The organism is Burkholderia metallica (assembly GCF_902832845.1).
Taxonomy (GTDB): Bacteria; Pseudomonadota; Gammaproteobacteria; order Burkholderiales; family Burkholderiaceae; genus Burkholderia; species Burkholderia metallica.
This window is the reverse complement of record NZ_CADFDB010000011.1, coordinates 1-20,911: the sequence shown is the minus strand read 5'-3', so window position 1 is coordinate 20,911 and position 20,911 is coordinate 1. Positions and strand designations below refer to the sequence as shown.

Genomic DNA, 20,911 nt, shown 5'->3' with positions numbered 1-20,911 from the left:
TGGCATTCGGTAAGAATTAAAACGTGAGACAGGCGGCCGAAAGCGGGCGGAGTGGGGAATGTACGACGCCGGGCGGGTCGGCGGCGAGCCTTCCTGCGTATAACGGCAGCGTTTGAAGCGGCGGTATCCGGTTTATCCCTATTCGGGATTGACTGGATAAAGAACGGGTGGGATTAATTCACTGGTAATCGCGCAATGGAAAGCTTGTAAATATTTGTAAATGCGCGAGCCGGAATTTTTTAATTATTGCGCGATGCGGGTAAATAAAAAGCCGGCCAGTGGCCGGCTTTGCATTGCGTGCGATGCGGAATCAGCGTTTGAGACCGGCGTCCTCGGCCGCGCCGATGTTCAGGTTCATGCACTGGATCGCCGCGCCCGACGCGCCTTTGCCGAGGTTGTCGAGGCGCGCGACGGTGACGAAGCGCTCTGCGTTGCCGAACACGAACAGGTCGACCCGGTTCGTGTCGTTGTTCGCCTGCACGTCGAAGAAGCCGCCGTCGAGGTTCGCGTCCGCATCGAACGGCGCGACGCGCACGAACGCTTCGTCCGCGTAGTACTCGGCGAACACGCGCTGCACGTCCTGCGGCGTCGCGCGCTTCGCGAGCTGATCGGGCGTGAAGTAGGTCGTCACCGCGAGCCCCTTCAGGAACGGGCCGACGATCGGCGTGAAGATCGGCGGGTTCTCGAGCCCCGTGTGCGCGGCCATTTCCGGCAGGTGCTTGTGCGTGAGGCCGAGCGCATACGGGCGCGGGCTCGCGAGCTTGCCGCCCGGCGCCGCGTTCTCGTAGTCGGCGATCATCGACTTGCCGCCGCCGCTGTAGCCGGTGATCGAGTAGCTGTGCGCGGCGAACGTCGGCGCGACGATGCCCGCATCGACGAGCGGACGCATCGCGAGCACGAACGCCGATGCGTGGCAGCCCGGCACCGCGATGCGCTTCGACGTGCGAATCTTCTCGCGCTGCGCGCGGGTCAGCTCGGGCAGGCCGTAGGCCCAGTCGGCATTCGTGCGGAACGCGGTGCTCGCATCGATCAGCGTGGTGTTCGGGTTCTCGACGAGCGACGCGGATTCGCGCGACGCGACGTCCGGCAGGCACAGGAACGTGACGTCCGATGCGTTGATCAGGCGGCGGCGCTCGTCGACGTCCTTGCGCTTCGCTTCTTCGATACGCAGGATCTCGATGTCGCTGCGTGCCGACAGGTATTCGAAGATCTTGAGGCCGGTCGTGCCTTCCTGGCCGTCGACAAAAACTTTGGTGCTCATTTCGCTCTCACTGGATGAAACGCGGGCCCGCGCCCTGAAACCGCCATTTTAAGACGTCATTCGACGGGCCTGCACCGCGCGGGGTGAAAAAAGACGGCCGGCTGGCCGTCTTGTGTCCCTTTGGCGTCAGCCGGCGCGAGGCTCAATCGCGGCCGGCGACCCACCGGGCAGTCGCTTCGGCGACCCGCCGGCCGAACGCCTTGCCGGTTTCGAGGTCGCCCGGCAGCGGGCCCTCGTCGGGCGTCGCATCCGCCGGCGATTGCGCGAGCAGGCCCGTCGAACCGCCGAGGTAGTTGATGTCGTTGCGCGTGGCCGCCTTCGAGTTGGCCGGCATCAGGCTCGTGCCGACCCACACCATCCCATGCTGCATCGACAGCGTGACGAAATATTGAATCGTCGAGAACTTGTCGCCGTTCATCGTCGCGGAGTTCGTGAAGCCCGCGGCGATCTTGTCCTTCCATTTCTGCGTGAACCACGCTTTCGACGTCGCATCGGCGAACTGCTTGAACTGCGCGGACGGGCCGCCCATGTAGGTCGGCGCGCCGAAGACGATCGCGTCGGCCGCGTCGAGCGCGGCCCAGCCCGCGTCGTCGAGGTCGCCGACGGCGAGCAGGCGTACGTTCGCGCCGGCATCCTGCGCACCCGCGTGCACGGCTTCGGCCAGTTTTTGCGTGTGCCCGTAGCCGCTGTGATAGACGATGACGATGTTCGACATGAAGCGTTCTCCGGAAAGGGACGGGAACGGCGGACCGCTGGCTCGCCGTGTCACGCGCCGCACTCGGGCGGCGCGACGGATGCGCGGCGGAATGCCGCGACCGGTGCAACGGAGTCTAGCAAGTCGAAATGACGGGAAACAGGCGCGCAGGCCGCGCGCGGAAATTCGCGGGCGCGGGCAATCGCGACGGGCGACGGGCGACGGGCAGCGCGCGAGCGCTTACTGCCCGTAAGTGACCGTGAATTGCGCGGTGCCGATCGCGAGCGTGCCGATCTCGTGCTCGAACATCGGCGCGGGGCGGCCCTGCGAGATGCGCAGGTCGGTGCCTTTCAGCGCGTAGACGGTGATCACGTAGCGGTGCGGCTTGCCGGGCGGCGGGCACGGGCCGCCATAGCCGTCGATCCCGAAGTCGTTGCGCGCCTCGCTCGCGCCGATGCGCCGCAGGAAGCCGGACGCGCTCGCGTCGGTTGGCAGGCTCGTGACGGTCGCGGGGATGCCCGCGACGGCCCAGTGCCACCAGCCGTGCCCGGGCGCGTCGGGATCGAAGATCGTGACCGCGTAGCCGCGCGTGCCGGGCGGCGGGTTGTGCCACGCAAGCTGCGGCGAATGGTTGCCGCCCTTGCAGTCGCCGCGGTCGAACACGTTCGCGAGCCGCACGCGGGCGCCCGGCGTCAGGTCGTCGCTCGTCACGGTGAACGGGCCTTCCGCATGCGCGGGCAGCGTCGCGAAAACGGCGGCGCACAGAAGGGCGGAGAGGCGAAACGGAGGAGGGCGACCCGATGGCGCAGGCGGAGTGATCCGGCGATCCACACGCATATGGCGCTTCTCCCGTCACGTGGGCCGGACCGACGCGCCCGGCATTGTTGGCGTTGTGCGTTGCTGCGCAGCTGATGGCGACGATGGATCAAGTCTAGCATTAGGGTTCGATGAGCGATGCACGCCGGCGCGCGCAATTGCGATCGGTCATCGCGCGAATCGACGGACGAAAAAAAACCGCCCGCGATGAAGCGGGCGGCTTGTTCAGCTAGCGTGCCGGCGCGTGCGCCGGCATGGCGTCATTCCTTCGGAGCCGTCGCGCCGCCGTGCGCCGCCGACCATTCGGCCGGTGCGTGCAGGAATTTCTCGACTTCGTCGAGCGTCTTCGTCTCGAAGTAGCCCGATGCCTTCGCGACGCGCAGCACGTCCCACCACGTGGCGAGCGCGTGCAGGTCGACGTCGATGTCCTTCAGGACCGACACGCTTTCCTTGAAGATGTCGTAGTGGAACAGCACGAAGCAGTGGTTCACCGTCGCGCCGGCGGTGCGCAGCGCGTTGACGAAGTTGATCTTGCTGCGGCTGTCGGTCGTCAGGTCTTCGACCAGCAGCACGCGCGAGCCTTCTTCCAGATGGCCTTCGATCTGCGCGTTGCGGCCGAAACCCTTCGGCTTCTTGCGCACGTACTGCATCGGCACCATCATCCGGTCCGCGATCCAGGCCGCGAACGGGATGCCTGCCGTCTCGCCGCCCGCCACCGCGTCGATCTGTTCGAAGCCGATGTCGCGCGTGATCGTCGTTTCAGCCATTTCCATCAGCGCGCGGCGCACGCGCGGATACGAAATCAGCTTGCGGCAGTCGATATAGACGGGGCTCGCCCAGCCGGACGTGAAGATGAACGGTTTTTCTGCGTTGAAGTGCACTGCCTGTACTTCGAGCAGGATTTTGGCGGTCGTATCCGAGATCGACTGACGATCGTAGCCTGTCATGGGCGTTCCTTGGGTGATGAGCGAAGAGCGGGCGCGGGCCCGGTGGCGCAGCAAGGGGAACCGGCCCGAAGGGCCGGGGCGCGATCGGAGGGCCAATCGCATCGCTGCGCGCGTAGCCGGCTATTTTACCCGATTCAGGCCGGTTTTCGGCGGAATTCGCGCGGGTTCGCCGCGCGGCTCACCACCGGCGAAACAAGCGGGGGCCGCCGGGCGCGCTGCTGATGCCGGGGATGCGGCGCTGCACCAACGGACGTCATTTAGGGGGTGTACACTAGGCGGCCCTTAGAAATCGTTCAGTACTTTGTACTTTCCTCTTGCCACCCGCCAAGGTTCGATGGCGTGCCGACCCGGCGCGTCGCGTGCCGTCTCGCAGTCGATCATCCCCTCGATTCAAGCAGACGCGGCCGAAGGTGCTGCGTACTGAACCGTCAATATTTCGCATGTCTCTCGCAGGTCAATCATGGACGAACAACTGAAGCAGGCCGCACTCGCTTATCACCTGAACCCGAAACCCGGCAAGATTTCGGTCACCCCGACCAAGCCGCTGTCGAATCAGCTCGATCTGTCGCTCGCGTATTCGCCGGGCGTCGCCGCCGCGTGCGAGGCGATCCACGCCGATCCGCTCGACGCGCAGAAGTACACGTCGCGCGGCAACCTCGTCGGCGTCATCACGAACGGCACGGCGGTGCTCGGTCTCGGCAACATCGGCCCGCTCGCGGCGAAGCCGGTGATGGAAGGCAAGGGCTGCCTCTTCAAGAAATTCGCGGGCATCGACGTGTTCGACATCGAACTGTCGGAGTCCGACCCCGACAAGCTCGTCGAGGCGATCGCGATGCTCGAGCCGACGCTCGGCGGCATCAACCTCGAGGACATCAAGGCGCCGGAATGCTTCTACATCGAGCAGAAGCTGCGCGAGCGCATGAAGATCCCCGTCTTCCACGATGACCAGCACGGCACCGCGATCATCGCCTCGGCCGCGATCCTGAACGGCCTGAAGGTCGTCGGCAAGCAGCTGTCCGAAGTGAAGCTCGTGTGTTCGGGCGCGGGCGCGGCGGCGATCGCGTGTCTGGACCTGCTGGTGAACCTCGGCCTCACGAAGTCGAACATCCTCGTCACCGATTCGAAGGGCGTGATCTACGAAGGGCGCGGCAACCTCGATCCGTCGAAGCAGCGCTATGCGGCGACCACCGACGCGCGCACGCTCGCCGACGCGATCGTCGGCGCCGACGTGTTCCTCGGCTGCTCGAGCGCGGGCGTGCTGAAGCAGGACATGGTCAAGACGATGGGCGACAAGCCGCTGATCCTGGCGCTCGCGAACCCGGAACCGGAAATCCGCCCGGAAGACGCGAAGGCCGTGCGCCCGGACGCGATCGTCGCGACCGGCCGTTCGGACTACCCGAACCAGGTCAACAACGTGCTGTGCTTCCCGTTCATCTTCCGCGGCGCGCTCGACGTCGGCGCGACGACGATCACGGAAGAAATGAAGCTCGCGTGCGTGCGCGCGATCGCCGAGCTGGCGCAGGAAACCGACCAGAGCGAGGAAGTCGCGAAGGCGTATGAAGGCCACTCGCTCGAATTCGGGCCGGACTACCTGATTCCGAAGCCGTTCGACCCGCGCCTGATCATCAAGATCGCGCCGGCCGTCGCGCAGGCCGCGATGGATTCGGGCGTCGCCACGCGCCCGATCCAGGACATGGACGCGTACCGCGAGCAGCTCGGCGCGACCGTCTACCGCACCGGCATGGTGATGCGCCCGGTGTTCGCGACCGCGAAGCAGAAGCAGGCCCGCATCGTGTTCGCCGAGGGCGAGGACGAGCGCGTGCTGCGCGCCGCGCAGTTCGTGCTGCAGGAAAAGATCGCGAAGCCGATCCTCGTCGGCCGCCCGTCGGTCATCGACATGCGTCTCGCGAAGATCGGCTCGAAGCTGAAGGCCGGCACCGATTTCGAAATCGTCGATCCGGAAGACGATGCGCGCTACCACCGCTACTGGCAGGCGTATCAGGAGATCGGCGCGCGCGACGGCGTGACGCCGGAAGTCGCGAAGGCCGCGATGCGCAAGTTCAACACGCTGATCGGCGCGATGCTCGTGCACCTGGGTGACGCGGACGGGATGATCTGCGGGATGATCGACACGTTCCACAGCCACCTGAAGTTCATCGAGCAGGTGCTGGGCCGCGCGAAGGGCGCCGAGCACTTCGCCGCGATGAACCTGCTGATGCTGCCGGGCCGCAACCTGTTCGTGTGCGACACATACGTGAACGAGCTGCCGAGCGCCGAACAGCTCGCCGACATGACGATTCAGGCCGCGGCCGAGATCGAGCGCTTCGGCATCGTGCCGAAGGCCGCGCTGCTGTCGAACTCGAACTTCGGCAGCGCGCCGTCGGCGTCGTCGCGCCGGATGGGCGAGGCCCGCAAGCTGATCGTCGAACGGGCGCCGAACCTGGAAGTCGACGGGGAAATGCACGGCGACGCGGCGCTGTCGGAACTGATCCGCAAGCAGGCGTTCCCCGGCACGACGCTGTCGGGCGAAGCGAACCTTCTGATCATGCCGAACGTCGAAGCGGCGAACATCGCGTACAACCTGCTGAAGATGGTCGGCGGCGAAGGCGTGACGGTCGGCCCGTTCCTGCTCGGCGCGGCGAAGCCGGTCCACATCCTGACGCCGGCTGCGACCGTGCGCCGGATCATCAACATGACGGCCGTTGCCGCCGCGAACGTGAACACGAAGTAAGTTCACGCCCGCGTGTGCCGCGCTTCACGCGCGGCGCCATGAAAAACGCCACGGAACCTGCGTTCCGTGGCGTTTTTTTATCGTGACGTGAGCCGGTTGCCGCTCGCGCGTCGGGCATCCGGACCGCGAATGCCCGACGCGCGCGCCGTTACGCGACCTGCTGGTGCGACTGGCCTGCCGGCGAACGCCACTTCGCGAGCAGCGTGTCCCACTTCTGGCGCACCGCCCGCAGGTTGTTCTCCTTCACGTGGCCGTAGCCGCGAATGCCGTCCGGCAGCGCCGCGAGCTCGAGTGCGAGCGGGCGGTTGGCCGCGTTCAGCCTGGCCGTCACTTCGTCGATCAGCGCTTCGTACTCGCCGATCAGCGCGCGCTCGGTGCGACGCTCCTCGGTCCGGCCGAACGGATCGAGCCCCGTGCCGCGCAGGAACTTCGCCTTCGCGAGCAGCCGGAACGCCGACATCATCCACGGGCCGTACGCCTTCTTCACGAGATGGCCGTGCGCGTCCGTCTTCGCGAACAGCGGCGGCGCGAGGTGGAATTTCAGCTTCCAGTCGCCTTCGAACTGTGCGGCAAGGCGGGCGAGGAACGCCGGATCGGATTGCAGCCGCGCGACCTCGTATTCGTCCTTGTACGCCATCAGCTTGAACAAGTTGCGCGCGACTGCTTCGGTCAGCGGCTCCTGCATCGTGTCGCCGTCCGCCAGCGCACGTTCGGCGGCGCGCACCTTGTCGACGAACGCCGCATAGCGGGCTGCGTACGCGGCATTCTGGTACGCGGTGAGGAATTCCACGCGCTTCGCGATCAGCGCATCGACCGCTTTCTTCGTGTGCAGCGCGATCACCGTGGCGCCCTGCGCGGGGCGTGCGTCGCCGGCCGCGGCCTGCTTCACGCTCGCCAGGTCGTGCGCGGCGCGGCGGCCCCAGTCGAAGGCCGCGCGGTTCTTCTCGACCGACACCGCATTCAGCTCGATCGCGCGTTCGAGCGACGCGAGCGTGAGCGGCAGCCAGCCTTTCTGCCACGCGTAGCCGAGCACAAACGGGTTCGTGTAGATCGCGTCGCCGAGCAGCGCGACCGCGAAACGGTTCGCGTCGATGAAGTCGACGGCGTCACCCGCCGCCGCGCGGATGTCGTTCTCGGCGGACAGGCCCGGGAACGCCCAGTTCGGGTTCTTGATGAACTCGGCGGTCGGCGTCTGCGCGCTATTGACCACCACGCGCGTCGCGTCATGGCGCATGCGCGACGTGCATTCGTCGCCGGCCGTGACGATCGCGTCGCAGCCGATCACGAGGTCGGCTTCGCCCATCGCGATCCGCGTCGCGTGGATGTCGGTCGGCGCGTGCGAAATCTGCACGTGGCTCATCACGGCGCCGCCTTTCTGCGCGAGGCCGGTGACGTCGAGCACGGTCACGCCCTTGTTTTCCAGGTGCGCGGCCATCCCGAGCAGCGCGCCGATCGTGACGACGCCCGTGCCGCCGACGCCCGTGACGAGCACGCCGTACGCGCGGTCGATGTCGGGCAGCGTCGGTTCAGGGATCGGCGGCAGCGCGCTGCCGTCGACCGACACGGCCTTCGGCTTCTTCAACTGGCCGCCCTCGACCGTGACGAAGCTCGGGCAAAAGCCCTTCACGCACGAGAAATCCTTGTTGCAGCTCGACTGGTTGATCTGGCGCTTCGTGCCGAATTCGGTTTCCAGCGGCTCGACCGACAGGCAGTTCGACTGCACCGAGCAGTCGCCGCAGCCTTCGCACACCGCGTCGTTGATCACGACGCGCTTGGCCGGGTCCGGATACGTCCCGCGTTTGCGGCGGCGGCGCTTCTCGGTCGCGCAGGTCTGGTCGTAGATCAGGATCGTCGTGCCTTCGATCTCGCGCAGCTCGCGCTGCACGTCGTCGAGCTGGTCGCGGTGATGGATCGTCACGCCCGGCGCGAGCAGCGCCTTCTGGCTGTCGTATTTCTCCGGCTCGTCGGTGACGATCACGATCTTCTTCGCGCCTTCGGACGCGAGCTGGTGCGTGATCTGCGGCACCGTCAGCACGCCGTCGACCGGCTGGCCGCCCGTCATCGCGACCGCGTCGTTGTACAGGATCTTGTACGTGATGTTCGCCTTCGACGAAATCGCCGCGCGCACGGCCAGCAGGCCCGAGTGGAAGTAGGTGCCGTCGCCGAGGTTCGCGAACACGTGCTTCTCGTCCGTGAACGGCGCCTGGCCGATCCACGGCACGCCCTCGCCGCCCATCTGGCTGAAGGTGCTCGTACTGCGGTCCATCCACACGGTCATGTAGTGGCAGCCGATGCCGGCGATCGCGCGCGAGCCTTCCGGCACGTTGGTCGACGTGTTGTGCGGGCAGCCCGAGCAGAACCACGGCTTGCGCTCCGTCTGCACGTGCGGCTTCGCGAGCGCCATTTCCTTCGCGTTGATCACCGCGAGCCGCGCGGCGATGCGCGCGCGCACGTCGGACGGCAGCTCGAACTTCTCGAGGCGCGTCGCGATCGCCTTCGCGATGATCGCGGGCGACAGTTCGTAGTGCGCGGGCAGCAGCCAGTTGCCCATCGGCACCGACCATTCGCCGCCGGCGCCGTCCTTCTCGTCGAACTTGCCGAACACGCGCGGACGCTGGCCGTCGGGCCAGTTGTACAGCTCTTCCTTGATCGCGTATTCGAGGATCTGGCGCTTTTCCTCGACGACGAGGATTTCGTCGAGTCCGCGCGCGAACGCCTGCGCGCCCTGCGCTTCGAGCGGCCATACGCAGCCGACCTTGTAGAGCCGGATGCCGATCCGCGCGCAGGTTTCGTCGTCGAGGCCGAGGTCGGTCAGCGCCTGGCGCACGTCGAGGTAGGCCTTGCCGCCGGTCATGATCCCGAAGCGCGCGTTCGGCGAGTCGATCTCGATCCGGTCGAGCTTGTTCGCGCGCACATAGGCGAGCGCCGCGTACCACTTGTAGTCGAGCAGCCGCGCTTCCTGCACGAGCGGCGGGTCGGGCCAGCGGATGTTCAGCCCGCCTTCCGGCAGGATGAAATCCGTCGGCAGCACGATCTCGGTGCGATGCGGGTCGATGTCGACCGAGGCCGACGATTCGACGACGTCCGTCACGCACTTGAGCGCGACCCACAGGCCCGAGTAGCGGCTCATCGCCCAGCCGTGCAGGCCGAAATCGAGATATTCCTGCACGTTGGACGGGAACAGCACGGGCAGCCCGCAAGCCTTGAAGATGTGTTCGGACTGGTGCGCGAGCGTCGACGATTTCGCCGCGTGATCGTCGCCGGCGAGCACCAGCACGCCGCCGTGCTGCGACGAGCCGGCCGAATTCGCGTGCTTGAAGACGTCGCCGGTACGGTCGACGCCCGGGCCCTTGCCGTACCACATGCCGAACACGCCGTCGTACTTCGCGCCGGGGTACAGGTTCACCTGCTGCGAGCCCCACACGGCGGTGGCGGCGAGATCTTCGTTGAGGCCGGGCTGAAAGACGATCTGGTGGGCCGCCAGGTGCTGCTTGGCTTTCCAGAGCGACAGATCGAGGCCGCCGAGCGGCGAGCCGCGGTAGCCGGAGATGAAACCGGCCGTATTGAGACCGGCGGCGCGGTCGCGTTCCTGCTGGAGCATCGGCAGGCGCACGAGCGCCTGGATGCCGCTCATGTACGCGCGACCGCGTTCCAGCGTGTATTTGTCGTCAAGCGTGACGGACTTCAGCGCGGCTTCCAGCGACGCGCGTTGGTCTGCGTCTAGCGGGGCATTCATTAACTGTCTCCTCCACCCAGTTTGGGATCACCAAAACTCGAATGCGTCGGCCATCTTGTGGATGCGTCTGCAGTGGCCGGCATATTGGCCGGTTTTAAGTGATGGTAGCACTGGGGCAAACCCGCCGCCCATGGGGCGGGATACGGATCGAATGGCGGTGGCGCGGCAGAAAAGAGAGCGTGATGATGAGTTACATCATGTAAAAGCATGTAAAGCCGCGTTCATCTGCGAGCAAATGCCGTTAATCTTGTCGGCCTGCCGGAGGTGCCCGGTCGCGTGGGGTCGTTTCGACGCAATCGGGGAGGCGCCGGCAGTTTTAAAGGAGGTGCAATGAACACACGTCATATTCAAAGTTTCCTGATCGTGTCCGCCGCGTTTTTCTCGATGACCGGCCCGGTGCGCGCGCAAGGCGCGAGCGCACTGGCGGCAGCCGGCGCGCAGATGCAGCAGATCGTGCCGGCCCAGGACGCTGTCGCGCAGCCGTCGGCCGAGCGCGCCGTCGAGTCGAAGGCGAACGCGCGTTGATCCGGTCGCGCGGCCAGCGGGCCGCGCCGGAATGCAAAAAGGGCGGGAATCCTCGGATTCCCGCCCTTTTTCTTTGTGCCGCCGGATCGTGCGGGCTGCCGGGTTGCCCCGGGCAGCCGCGCGCCGGCTGCGTCAGGCCTTGTCCTGCACGACGCCGCGGCGGATCTGGTCGAGCTCGATCGATTCGAACAGCGCCTTGAAGTTGCCTTCGCCGAAGCCCTGGTTGCCCTTGCGCTGGATGATCTCGAAGAAGATCGGCCCGATCTGGTTCTCGGTGAAGATCTGCAGCAGCAGGTCGTCGCGCGCGCCGTCGATCAGGATCTTGCGCTTCTTCAGCTCTTCCAGCGATTCGCCGTGGTTCGGCACGCGGCGGTCGACCAGTTCGTAATACGTGTCGATCGTGTCGAGCAGCTTCACTTCCTTGCTGCGCAGGCCGTCGACCGCCTGGTAGATGTCGCTCGCGCCGAGTGCGATGTGCTGGATGCCTTCGCCGTGATACGCGTCGAGGTATTCCTGGATCTGGCCGGCCGTGTCGGAGCCTTCCTCGTTGATCGGGATGCGGATCTTGCCGCACGGTGACGTCATCGCCTTCGACTTCACGCCCGTCACCTTGCCTTCGATGTCGAAGTAGCGCACTTCGCGGAAGTTGAACAGGCGCTCGTAGAACTCGGCCCATTCCTGCATGCGGCCGCGGTGCACGTTGTGCGTCAGATGGTCGATGTACGTCAGGCCGTGGCCGACCGGGTTCGGGTTCGCGCCGGCGATCGGCTCGAAGTCGACGTCGTAGATGCTGATGTCGCCGATCGCGCCCGGCTGCGCGCCGTTCTTGCCGCGCCAGCGGTCGACGAAGTAGATCAGCGAATCGCCGATGCCCTTGATCGCCGGGATGTTCAGCTCCATCGGGCCCGTCTTGTTGTCGAAGCCCCATGCGCCGAGTTCCAGCGCGCGCTTGTACGCCTTCGCGGCGTCCTGCACGCGGAACGCGATCGCGCAGATCGACGGGCCGTGCAGGCGCGCGAAGCGCTGCGCGAACGAGTCGGGTTCCGCGTTGATGATGAAGTTGATGTCGCCCTGGCGGTAGACCGTCACATCCTTGTGGCGATGGCGCGCGATCGCGGTGAAACCCATCCGTTCGAACAGTTGTCCGAGCGCTTTCGGGTCCGGTGCCGTGTATTCGATGAATTCGAAGCCGTCGGTGCCGACGGGGTTGTCCCAGTTCGGGATCTGCATGGCGTGTCTCCAGTGGGGGCGATCGGCCGGAGCGACGTGCGCATGCCCGGCCTGGTTCGATGTCGAACGTGGCGCACGCGGCGCGTGCGCGACGAATCGGTACGTGCGACAAAGTGTAGCGGGCAGCCGCGAGCGGAAACTTGCGAACTTGATCGCCTGACCCTACGATGGCGCAATTTCCAGTCTCGAAATAATCAATGGAGGGCAGAAGATGGCGCAAGCCGAATTGGATGCCATCGACCGGCGGATTCTGGCGATTCTTCAGGAGAACGGGCGCCTGTCGAACCAGGAGATCGCCGAGCGCGTGAACCTGTCGCCGAGCCCGTGCTTGCGGCGGATCCGGCGGCTCGAGGAGATCGGCGTGATCACCGGCTACGTCGCGCTGCTGAATCCGCAGAAGCTCGGGCTCGACCTGCTCGCGTACGTGAGCGTGCGGCTGGAGAAGCGCGGCGGCCTCGCGCCGGTGCGGGTCGACGAGACGTCGGCGCGCGCGGGCGCAACCCACGCGGAACTGTTCCGCGCGGCCGTGCAGGCGTGGCCGGAAGTGGTCGCATGCCACGCGATGACGGGGGACATGGATTACCTGCTGCGCGTGCAGGTCGAGGACATGGCGCATTTCTCCCGCTTCGTGCAGGAGCATCTGCTGCATCACCCGTCGGTGATCGACGTGAAGACGAGCTTCTCGCTCGACTGCTTCAAGGAGACGACCGCGTTGCCGATTCGGTCGGTGCGCTAGCGGGCCCGTTGGTGGGCAGAAGGGAAGAGGGGGCCGGGCGCGCGGCGGGCGCGGCCCGGCTGGCCGACGTTACGCCGTCAGCGCGGCGGGCATCAGCGATTCGATGAACTTCGTGGTGCGGCGCGCCTGGCGCTTCATCGCGTAGTCGAACACCGCGGCCTGTTCCTGCAGCATCTCGGCGATGATCGTCGAGTGGTCGGCCGGCGGCAGCGACAGGTATGCATCCGCTTCACCGTACGCGTACTCGATCCGCATCCCGGACTTCTTCGCGATATGCATCATCGTCGCGTTCCGCGACAGGCAGTGCATGTACAGCGTCGTCACGTGCGTGTTGCGGCTGCGGATCGCCGCGCGCTCGAACAGCTTCGAGCCGACGCCGCGGCCGCGTGCGCTTTCGAGCACCGACACGCCGAATTCGGCCGTGCGCTTGTCGCCGTCGGCCGGCAGATAGGCGAGGTGGCCGACGCCGATCAGTTCGAGGTCGTGGTCGAACACGCCGAACACGGTATCGCGACCGAAGTCGATCGTGCGGACATAGTTCTCGATCACGTGGTCGGGCACCATCTGGCCGAAGCGCAGCAGGCGGTCCTCTTCGTCGAGCGAGAGAAAGTGGGTGAGCATTTGCTCACGGTCTTTGGAAGCCAGTTCCCTGACGAGAACCGGCGCACTACCGGCGTTGCCGACAGCATCGGCACGGCCGTTGAATTGCGTGTTCATCGTGGGTTCCTCAGTGTGGGTGCACAAGTCGGTTGTGCAATGCAACAGCATTTTACCCGAGCGGGGTTGGGGAAAACCCGTATTTGACGTTGTTTGTGCTGAGGAGGAATTCTAAATCCGCTTAGTTCATTCTATATCTATATGATTTTAAACGGATTTAAAATTCGTCATATGAAGTGCGCGGCGGGCGGTCGCACTGTGCCCGTCGCGCAACGCATGCTGCTGCGCGGCAATCAGGCGCCCGTCGACAGCCCGCGTTCGATCAGGTCGATCACCTGTTCGGCGAAGTCGCGGTAGCCGAGGCGCCCGCCCGGCTTCAGCCACGTGAAGGTCCAGTTGATCATCCCGAACACCATCATCGTCACGGACGTCTGGTTTTCCTTCGAGATGCGGTCCGGGTACGCGCGCGCGAGCTGCCGCGTGAACGCCGCGACGATGTCGCGCTGGCGGTCGAGCACGATTTCGCGCTGCGCGTCCTCGAGATACTTCACGTCGTTGAGTAGCGCGACGTGGCGGCTGTGCGACGTCTCGTATTCGGCCAGGAATGCGCGCACGAGCTCGGCAAACGCGTCGCGCTCGCCGAGGCCGCGCCGCTGGCTCGCGCCCTCGACCTCGGCGATGATCAGCATCAGCCGTTTCGTGTAGCGGTCGAGCAGGTCGAACAGGATCGCTTCCTTGCTCTCGTAATAGTGATAAAGCCGCGCCTTCGACGTGCCGCTCGCGGTCGCGAGATCGGACATCGACGTGCTCGGGTAGCTCGTCTGCGCGAATTTCTCGGCGGCCAGATCGAGGATCTGCTCGCGCTGGGATTCGTGGTCGGGCGCTCGGGTTCGGGCCATGGTCGAATGGGGAAGATTAGCGGTGCGGGGGGGCCGTGCGGGCCGTGCGCACCTGCGTGAAAGAGAGGGCGTCCGGCGTGTCGTCCTGCAGCTCGAGCCGGCCGGCGGCTGCGAGCTCGCGGCAGCGCCACCAGGCGATCGCGTCGCTGACGAACAGCCCGCCGCGGTCTGCATCGGCCATGATGCCGCCGACGAGGCGCCGGGCGGGCAGCCAGTCGGCTTGCGCACGAGCGAGGATCAGCGCGTCGAGATCCTCGTAGTGGCCGCTCTTGATCGTGTTGCTGACCCAGTAGCGCAGCTCGGCGTTCAGGTGCTTCGCTTCCTGCCATTCGAGCGCGAGGCGCCCGATGCGCAGCACCGAGATCGGCGCGGCCACGGGGCGCTTGCGCGCCAGTTCCGCGGGCGAGAACATCCCGGTCGCGCATGCCTGGTCGGTGCGCGACAGCGACGCGCGCTGCGCCGGGTCGAGATCGGCGGCCGACAGCCGCACTTCGTTCAGGCGTTGCGGGACGTTGCGCAGGTGATAGGCGACGCGCCGCAGCAGCAGCTTGTCGCCGACGCTCGGTGCGTGCCACACGACCACCTGCCCGGTATCCATCGCAAGCTGGTCGAGGCGCGCGAACTCGCCTTCGATTTCCGCGTTCCAGTCGGGAATCTGGTCGCCGAGCACGCGTCGCCAGAAGGCGGCGCGTGTGTCGGGCGTCTCGTCGGCGCCCTTGAGCGGCCCGAAGCCGAGATCGTCGAGCAATCCGACGACGTGCTCGTCGTGGCGTCCGGCTTGCGCAAGCGCTTCGCGCAGCGACGCGGCGGCGGTGCCGCCCTGAATCACATGAATGGTGCTCATCGGCCTGTCGTCAACAAAAGAAAACCGCCGGCCGGGCGGACGTTGCGATGTCCAGCCGGCCGGCGGCCCCTAGTGTAAGCGAGATGTGTGACGGCGAGAAACCGTCCGGCGCCGCGACGCGACGTCGCTCAACGCTCGTCGAAACTCACGACGACCTTGTCGCTGACCGGGTGGCACTGGCACGTGAGCACGAAGCCGTCCTTCACTTCGTGTTCTTCCAGCGTGTAGTTCTTCTCCATCCGGACTTCGCCTTCGAGCACCTTCGCGCGGCACGTGCAGCACACGCCGCCCTTGCACGCGTACGGCAGCGCGAGGCCCGCGCGCAGCCCGATGTCGAGCAGGCTCACGCCTTCGTACGGCAGCCGCAGCTTGCGCTTCTTCCCGTCGAGCACGATTTCGAGGTCGGCGGCCGGCGTCTGGTCGGTGATTTCGACGACCGGCGCGCCGGCTTGCGGCAGCGGCGTGCCGAAGCGCTCGACGTGCACCTTCGCCTGCGGCACGCCGGCCGCTTTCAGCGCGGCTTCGGCCGCGTCCATCATCGGCGCGGGGCCGCAGATGAACGCCTCGTCGATCGCGTCGGCCGGCGTCAGCGTGTCGAGGAATTCCGCGCATTTCGCCTGGTCGAGCACACCATTGAACAGCTCGACGTCCTGCAGGTCGTCCGACAGCACGTGATACAGGACGAAGCGGTTCATGTAGCGGTTCTTCAGGTCCTCGAGCTCTTCCGCGAACATGATCGCGTCGACGCTGCGATTGCCGTAGATCAGCGTGAACGTGCTGCGCGGCTCCAGTTCGAGCGTCGTCTTCACGATCGCGAGCACCGGCGTGATCCCCGAGCCGCCGGAAAACGCGACGTACTGCTTGCCGTGGTCGGCGTTCAGGTGCGTGAAGAAGCGGCCGTCCGGCGTCATCACGTCGATCGTGTGGCCGGGCTTCAGCGTATCGAACGCGAAGTTCGAGAAGCGGCCGCCGCGCACGCGCTTGATGCCGATGCGCAGTTCGCCGTCACGGTCGTAGTCCGTCGTGCCGACGCAGATCGAATACGAGCGGCGCGTCTCCTCGCCGTCGATGTGGGTCTTCAGCGTGACGAACTGGCCCTGCGTGAAACGGTACGCGTCGCGCAGTTCGGGCGGCACGTCGAAGGAGACGGTCACGGCGTCGGCGGTCTCGGGCCGCACGTCGCGGATACGCAGCGGATGAAATTGCGGGGTCGCCATATCGATTAATAGGGTTTGAAGTAGTCGAAGGGTTCGCGGCAGTCGACGCAGCGATACAGCGCCTTGCAGGCCGTGGACGCGAATTGCGCGAGGCGTTCGGTACGGGCGGAGCCGCAGCGCGGGCACGCGGGTGCGGCGACCGGGCGCGGTACGAAGCGCACGACGTTTTCCCGCGGTGCGGCGCTGCCGCACTGGCCGACCGGCGGCGCGATGCCGTATGCGCGCAGCTTGTCGCGCGCCTCCTGCGTGATCCAGTCGGTTGTCCACGCGGGGGCGAGCACCGTCTCGATCCGGTGCGGCGGCAGGTCGGCCGACTGCAGCGCGGCGGCGATGTCTTCCGCGATCTGCGACATCGCCGGGCAGCCCGAGTAGGTCGGCGTGATCACGACTTCGAGCAGACCGTCGTCCGCGCGACGGACGTCGCGCAGGATGCCGAGCTCGCGGATCGACACGACCGGAATCTCGGGATCGGGCACGGCTTCGAGCACGTCCCAGGCACGGGCGAGCAGCGGATCGTCGTGGTGCGCGGCGGGCGCGGCGTGGGCGTGGGCGGGGGCGGCGGTCTGGACGGACATCGTCGGGCTCCGTGGCGTGGGCCGGTTACCAGGTCGCGCCGGGGTGCTGGCGCGCGAGGCTCTGCATTTCGGCGAGCAGGTAGCCCATGTGCTCCGAGTGCTCGCCTTGCTTGCCGGTGGTTACGTGCTGCACGGGGGCTGGCAGCGTGAGCGTCGCTTCTGCGAGCGCGTCGTCGACGTCCGCCCGCCACGCCGCTTCGAGCGTGGCCGGTGCGGGTGCGATCCCCTCTGCGGCGACCGCGTCGTCGATCGCATCGGCGGCGAAGAATTCGCGCGTGTACGGCGTCAGGTAGTCGAGCGCGTCTTGCGCGCGACGGTGCGATTCGTCGGTGCCGTCGCCGAGGCGAACGAGCCACTCGCGTGCGTGCTGCACGTGATAGCGGGTTTCCTTCACCGATTTCGCGGCGATCGCGGCGAGCTGCGGGTCGGCCGACGTCTCGAGCGCGGTCCACACGTGCAGCATCAGCGCCGAGTACAGGAAGTTGCGCACGATCGTCACCGCGTAGTCCTTGTCCGCATGCGCGGTGCCGGCGACCGGGCCATAGTGCGGCAGCTCGGCGAGCGTGAAGTTCGCGAACTCGCGCTCGGTGCGGAAGTACGCGTAGTCGTCCTCGGTCTTCGCCGCGCCGTTCACCTGGCGCTCGAGTTCGGCGGCATGGGAATACAGCATGCGCGCCTGGCCGATGAGGTCGAGGCTCATGTTCGTGAGGGCGATGTCTTCCTCGAGGATCGGGCCGTGGCCGCACCATTCGGCGTTGCGCTGACCGAGAATCAGCGCGTTGTCCGCGAGGCGCAGCACGTAGGAGAGGTGTTCGGGCGTGATCGTCATGGCGCGCGCATTACATGTGGTTGACTTCGTCGGGCAGCGTGTAGAAGGTCGGGTGACGGTAGATCTTGTCGCCCGCCGGCTCGAACAGCTCGGCCTTCTCGTTCGGATCCGACGCGGTGATCGCCGACGACGGCACCACCCAGATGCTCACGCCTTCCTGGCGGCGCGTGTAGACGTCGCGCGCCATGCGCAGCGCCATCGTCGCGTCGGCGGCGTGCAGGCTGCCGCAATGTTTGTGGTCGAGCCCCTGCTTGCTGCGCACGAACACTTCCCAGATCGGCCATTCCTTGTTCATCACTTTCTCCTGAATCCTGAATTCGATGGTGTGCCGCCGCTCAGGCGGCGTGCTGTTCGGCGCGCGCACGCCGCTTGGCTTCGTGGGCGAGCGCGGCTTCGCGCACCCAGGCGCCGTCTTCGTGCGCTTTCACGCGGGTCGCGAGGCGTTCCTTGTTGCACGGGCCGTCGCCGTTGACCACGCGCCAGAATTCGTCCCAGTCGATCGTGCCGTAGTCGTGATGGCCGCGCGCCTCGTTCCACTTCAGGTCTGGGTCGGGCAGCGTCACGCCGAGCACCTTCGCCTGGTCGACCGTCGCGTCGACGAATTTCTGCCGCAGGTCGTCGTTCGAGATCCGCTTGATGCCCCATTTCGCGGACTGGCTGCTGTGGACCGAATCGGCGTCGCTCGGGCCGAACATCATCAGCACCGGCCACCACCAGCGGTTCACGGCCTGCTGGACCATCGCGCGTTGCGCGTCGCTGCCCTTCATCATCGACAGCAGCGCGTCGAAACCCTGGCGCTGGTGGAACGATTCTTCCTTGCATACGCGGATCATCGCGCGCGCGTACGGGCCGTACGTGCAGCGGCACAGCGGGATCTGGTTCATGATCGCGGCGCCGTCGACGAGCCAGCCGATCACACCGACGTCGGCCCAGGTCGGCGTCGGGTAGTTGAAGATGCTCGAGTATTTCGCCTTGCCGGCGTGCAACGCGTCGATCAGCGAATCGCGCGACACGCCGAGCGTTTCGGCAGCGCTATAAAGATAGAGGCCGTGGCCGGCTTCGTCCTGGACCTTCGCGAGCAGGATCGCCTTGCGCTTCAGGCTCGGCGCGCGCGAGATCCAGTTGCCTTCGGGCAGCATGCCGACGACTTCCGAGTGCGCGTGCTGCGAGATCTGGCGAATCAGCGTCTTGCGATAGGCTTCGGGCATCCAGTCCTGCGGTTCGATCTTGCCGTCGACGGCCATGACCGCATCGAACCGCGCCTGCTCGGGCGACTCGGCTGCGGCGTCGAGCGGCGCGACGTTGCCGGGGATGTCGAGGGATTGCGTGTACATGGCGAGACTCTCGTCCGGTTGAATGTGTGCGAAGTATAAACCAACCGACCGGTCGGTTAATAAATTTCTTGCGGATTTGCGCTGGGATTCGGGTAAACGAGGGACCTCGGGGCGCGATCGGGTTGGCGTGATGCGGGTCCGGCGCGTGGGGTTCGCGTCTTCTGCGGCACAATGCCCGCTTTCCGACGAGGATTTTGCCGATGTCATTTCGAAGCAGTATCGCCGCGGCCGTGCTGGGTGCGGCCGTCTTTATCTCGCCGCTTGCGGCGTCGGCCTCGGCTGCGCCGGCCGGATGGGTTGCCGCGTGGGCGACGGCATTGCAACCGATTCCCGACCTTGCCGCACCGCCGCCGCTCTATCGCGCGCCCGACGTGGCCGGCCGGGCCGTGCGCCAGATCGTTTATCCGACCGTGTCGGGGCGCGCCGCGCGGATCCGCGTCAGCAATGCCTACGGCCGCGCACCGCTGGTCGTCGAGGCGGCGAGCCTGGCGCGCGCCGGCGACGGTGCGGCGCTCAGCGGCGCGGCGGTGCCGATCCGGTTCGCCGGCAAGACGTCGGTGACGCTTGCTCCGAGCCAGGAGGTCGAAAGCGATCCGGTGGCGATCGACGTGGCGGCCGGGCGGCCGTATGCGGTCACGCTTCAAATGGGGGCGAACCAGCGGATGACGGTCTGGCACCGCGTGTCGAACCAGTTCAACTATGTGTCGTCGCCGGGCGACCACGTGAGCGACCCGGGTGCTGCCGCGTTCCGCACCCGTTTCACGCAATATGCGTGGGTGACCGAGCTCGCGGTCGAGGCTGGTTCCGCGCGCACCAGCGTCGCCGCGATCGGCGATTCGATCACCGACGGGCTGCGCTCGAGCGTGAACCGGAACCGCCGCTGGCCGGACGCACTGGCGCGCCGGCTGACGGTCTCCGGCGTGGAGTCGATCGGCGTCGCAAACCTCGGTATCAGCGGGAACCGGCTGCTCAGCGATTCGGCGTGCTACGGCACGTCGCTGGCATCGCGCTTCGAACGCGATGCGCTGTCGCGCGCGGGCGTGAAGGCGGCGATCGTGCTGATCGGGATCAACGACATCAACTTCGCGGCGATGCCGCCGCGCGCGGGGCTCGATTGCGACCACCCGCATACGCAGGTCACGGCTGAGTCGCTGATCGACGGCTATCGCAGGCTGATCGACGCGGCGCACCGTCAAGGGGTGAAGATCTTCGGCGCGACGCTGACGCCGGCCGGGCTGCCGGCGGGGCGCGAGGCGATCCGGCTCGAGGTGAACCGGTGGATCCGGAGCGGTAGCGGGTTCGACGGCGTGGTCGACTTCGATGCGGTACTGCGCGATCCGGCGCGCCCGAGCGTGCTGCAGCGTCGATACGATAGCGGGGACGGCATCCATCCGAGCGATGCGGGCTACACGGCGATGGCCGATGCGGTGCCGGTCGAGCAGTTGCAGGCAGCGGCCGGCGGCAAGTGATGCGCGTCTATATATAGACGGACGTGTTGTCGGCTACGTAGAGTTCAGCGGCGTCACATGCCCCGTCGAGCCCGAAGCCCCCGTGCGCGCGAGCGCACGGGGGCTTTTTCAAATTATTTTCACAAAGGGCTTGCGTGGAAGGTGGCCGGTGCTTAGAATCACGCCTCTTTCGCGCTAACGGAAACGCGGTGCGGAAGAGGGAAGCAAGGTTGGCGAAGCGCGGGAGTCTGGAGCGCACGGCTGACCTGGAAGTTGAGCCCCGCAGTCGCAACGATCTGATGTAAAAAGTTGTTGACGCGCTGCGAAACACGGTTCATAATCTCGCTTCTCTGCTGCTGAAAACGCAGCGCTGCTGGGAAACTTCAGGTTTCTCGCAGAAATGCTCTTTAAAAATTAACAGCCGATAAGTGT

General features: G+C 66.3%; 18 protein-coding genes. 4 read left to right on the top strand and 14 right to left on the bottom strand.

The window, feature by feature from the left end; genetic code table 11:
* Positions 1-310: 310 nt before the first annotated feature.
* From argC to HWX08_RS26695, 4 genes are all read right to left on the bottom strand, one after another.
* A complete protein-coding gene (gene argC, locus HWX08_RS26710) occupies positions 311-1,261 on the bottom strand; it encodes an N-acetyl-gamma-glutamyl-phosphate reductase (RefSeq protein WP_174922519.1) in 951 nt (316 codons plus the stop codon).
* A 142-nt stretch (positions 1,262-1,403) separates the two neighbouring features.
* On the bottom strand, positions 1,404-1,976 hold the full coding sequence (locus tag HWX08_RS26705; protein ID WP_069255513.1) for a flavodoxin family protein: 573 nt from the start codon (positions 1,974-1,976) through the stop codon (positions 1,404-1,406).
* Positions 1,977-2,195: 219 nt separating this feature from the next.
* Complete coding sequence (locus tag HWX08_RS26700) at positions 2,196-2,792, bottom strand: YbhB/YbcL family Raf kinase inhibitor-like protein (protein ID WP_174922520.1); 597 nt, start codon at positions 2,790-2,792, stop codon at positions 2,196-2,198.
* 239 nt (positions 2,793-3,031) lie between these two features.
* Positions 3,032-3,718 (bottom strand): orotate phosphoribosyltransferase, encoded by a 687-nt coding sequence (locus HWX08_RS26695; protein WP_011546659.1) that lies wholly within the window; start codon positions 3,716-3,718, stop codon positions 3,032-3,034.
* A 460-nt stretch (positions 3,719-4,178) separates the two neighbouring features.
* Between HWX08_RS26695 and HWX08_RS26690 the strand changes: the two genes are divergently transcribed.
* Positions 4,179-6,449 carry an NADP-dependent malic enzyme gene (locus HWX08_RS26690; protein ID WP_069255515.1) on the top strand — a complete coding sequence of 757 codons (2,271 nt, stop codon included), beginning with the start codon at positions 4,179-4,181 and terminating at the stop codon, positions 6,447-6,449.
* A gap of 148 nt (positions 6,450-6,597) precedes the next feature.
* Here the strand turns inward: HWX08_RS26690 and HWX08_RS26685 are convergent, their stop codons facing one another.
* On the bottom strand, positions 6,598-10,185 hold the full coding sequence (locus HWX08_RS26685) for an indolepyruvate ferredoxin oxidoreductase family protein (RefSeq protein ID WP_174922521.1): 3,588 nt from the start codon (positions 10,183-10,185) through the stop codon (positions 6,598-6,600).
* A 330-nt stretch (positions 10,186-10,515) separates the two neighbouring features.
* On the opposite strand from HWX08_RS26685, the gene HWX08_RS26680 reads away from it, so the two are divergent.
* Complete coding sequence (locus HWX08_RS26680) at positions 10,516-10,710, top strand: hypothetical protein (RefSeq protein ID WP_069255517.1); 195 nt, start codon at positions 10,516-10,518, stop codon at positions 10,708-10,710.
* 132 nt (positions 10,711-10,842) lie between these two features.
* On the opposite strand, the gene hppD is transcribed toward HWX08_RS26680, so the two are convergent.
* Entirely contained in the window at positions 10,843-11,940 is a 1,098-nt protein-coding gene (gene hppD, locus HWX08_RS26675) for a 4-hydroxyphenylpyruvate dioxygenase (RefSeq protein WP_059528292.1), read from the bottom strand.
* A 211-nt stretch (positions 11,941-12,151) separates the two neighbouring features.
* Between hppD and HWX08_RS26670 the strand changes: the two genes are divergently transcribed.
* The gene (locus HWX08_RS26670; RefSeq protein WP_069255518.1) at positions 12,152-12,676 is read left to right on the top strand and encodes an Lrp/AsnC family transcriptional regulator; all 525 of its coding nucleotides are present in this window, start codon (positions 12,152-12,154) and stop codon (positions 12,674-12,676) included.
* Positions 12,677-12,745: 69 nt separating this feature from the next.
* Here HWX08_RS26670 and HWX08_RS26665 read toward each other — a convergent pair whose 3' ends face one another.
* The 8 genes from HWX08_RS26665 to paaA all read right to left on the bottom strand — a co-directional run bounded on the left by HWX08_RS26665 (position 12,746) and on the right by paaA (position 19,031).
* Complete coding sequence (locus HWX08_RS26665; protein WP_069255519.1) at positions 12,746-13,393, bottom strand: GNAT family N-acetyltransferase; 648 nt, start codon at positions 13,391-13,393, stop codon at positions 12,746-12,748.
* A 233-nt stretch (positions 13,394-13,626) separates the two neighbouring features.
* On the bottom strand, positions 13,627-14,232 hold the full coding sequence (locus HWX08_RS26660) for a TetR/AcrR family transcriptional regulator (protein ID WP_174922522.1): 606 nt from the start codon (positions 14,230-14,232) through the stop codon (positions 13,627-13,629).
* A gap of 16 nt (positions 14,233-14,248) precedes the next feature.
* Positions 14,249-15,076 carry a DUF1835 domain-containing protein gene (locus tag HWX08_RS26655; protein WP_174922523.1) on the bottom strand — a complete coding sequence of 276 codons (828 nt, stop codon included), beginning with the start codon at positions 15,074-15,076 and terminating at the stop codon, positions 14,249-14,251.
* Positions 15,077-15,204: 128 nt separating this feature from the next.
* On the bottom strand, positions 15,205-16,293 hold the full coding sequence (gene paaE, locus HWX08_RS26650; protein WP_107313651.1) for a 1,2-phenylacetyl-CoA epoxidase subunit PaaE: 1,089 nt from the start codon (positions 16,291-16,293) through the stop codon (positions 15,205-15,207).
* A 5-nt stretch (positions 16,294-16,298) separates the two neighbouring features.
* Complete coding sequence (gene paaD, locus HWX08_RS26645; RefSeq protein ID WP_174922524.1) at positions 16,299-16,868, bottom strand: 1,2-phenylacetyl-CoA epoxidase subunit PaaD; 570 nt, start codon at positions 16,866-16,868, stop codon at positions 16,299-16,301.
* Positions 16,869-16,893: 25 nt separating this feature from the next.
* Positions 16,894-17,697 (bottom strand): 1,2-phenylacetyl-CoA epoxidase subunit PaaC, encoded by an 804-nt coding sequence (paaC, locus tag HWX08_RS26640; protein ID WP_174922525.1) that lies wholly within the window; start codon positions 17,695-17,697, stop codon positions 16,894-16,896.
* A 10-nt stretch (positions 17,698-17,707) separates the two neighbouring features.
* Positions 17,708-17,992 carry a 1,2-phenylacetyl-CoA epoxidase subunit PaaB gene (gene paaB, locus HWX08_RS26635; RefSeq protein ID WP_034188015.1) on the bottom strand — a complete coding sequence of 95 codons (285 nt, stop codon included), beginning with the start codon at positions 17,990-17,992 and terminating at the stop codon, positions 17,708-17,710.
* A 40-nt stretch (positions 17,993-18,032) separates the two neighbouring features.
* Positions 18,033-19,031, bottom strand: a complete 999-nt coding sequence (gene paaA, locus HWX08_RS26630) for a 1,2-phenylacetyl-CoA epoxidase subunit PaaA (RefSeq protein ID WP_069255525.1) — start codon at positions 19,029-19,031, stop codon at positions 18,033-18,035.
* Between the two features lie 200 nt (positions 19,032-19,231).
* Between paaA and HWX08_RS26625 the strand changes: the two genes are divergently transcribed.
* Positions 19,232-20,500 carry an SGNH/GDSL hydrolase family protein gene (locus HWX08_RS26625; RefSeq protein WP_174922526.1) on the top strand — a complete coding sequence of 423 codons (1,269 nt, stop codon included), beginning with the start codon at positions 19,232-19,234 and terminating at the stop codon, positions 20,498-20,500.
* The last annotated feature ends 411 nt before the right edge of the window (positions 20,501-20,911 follow it).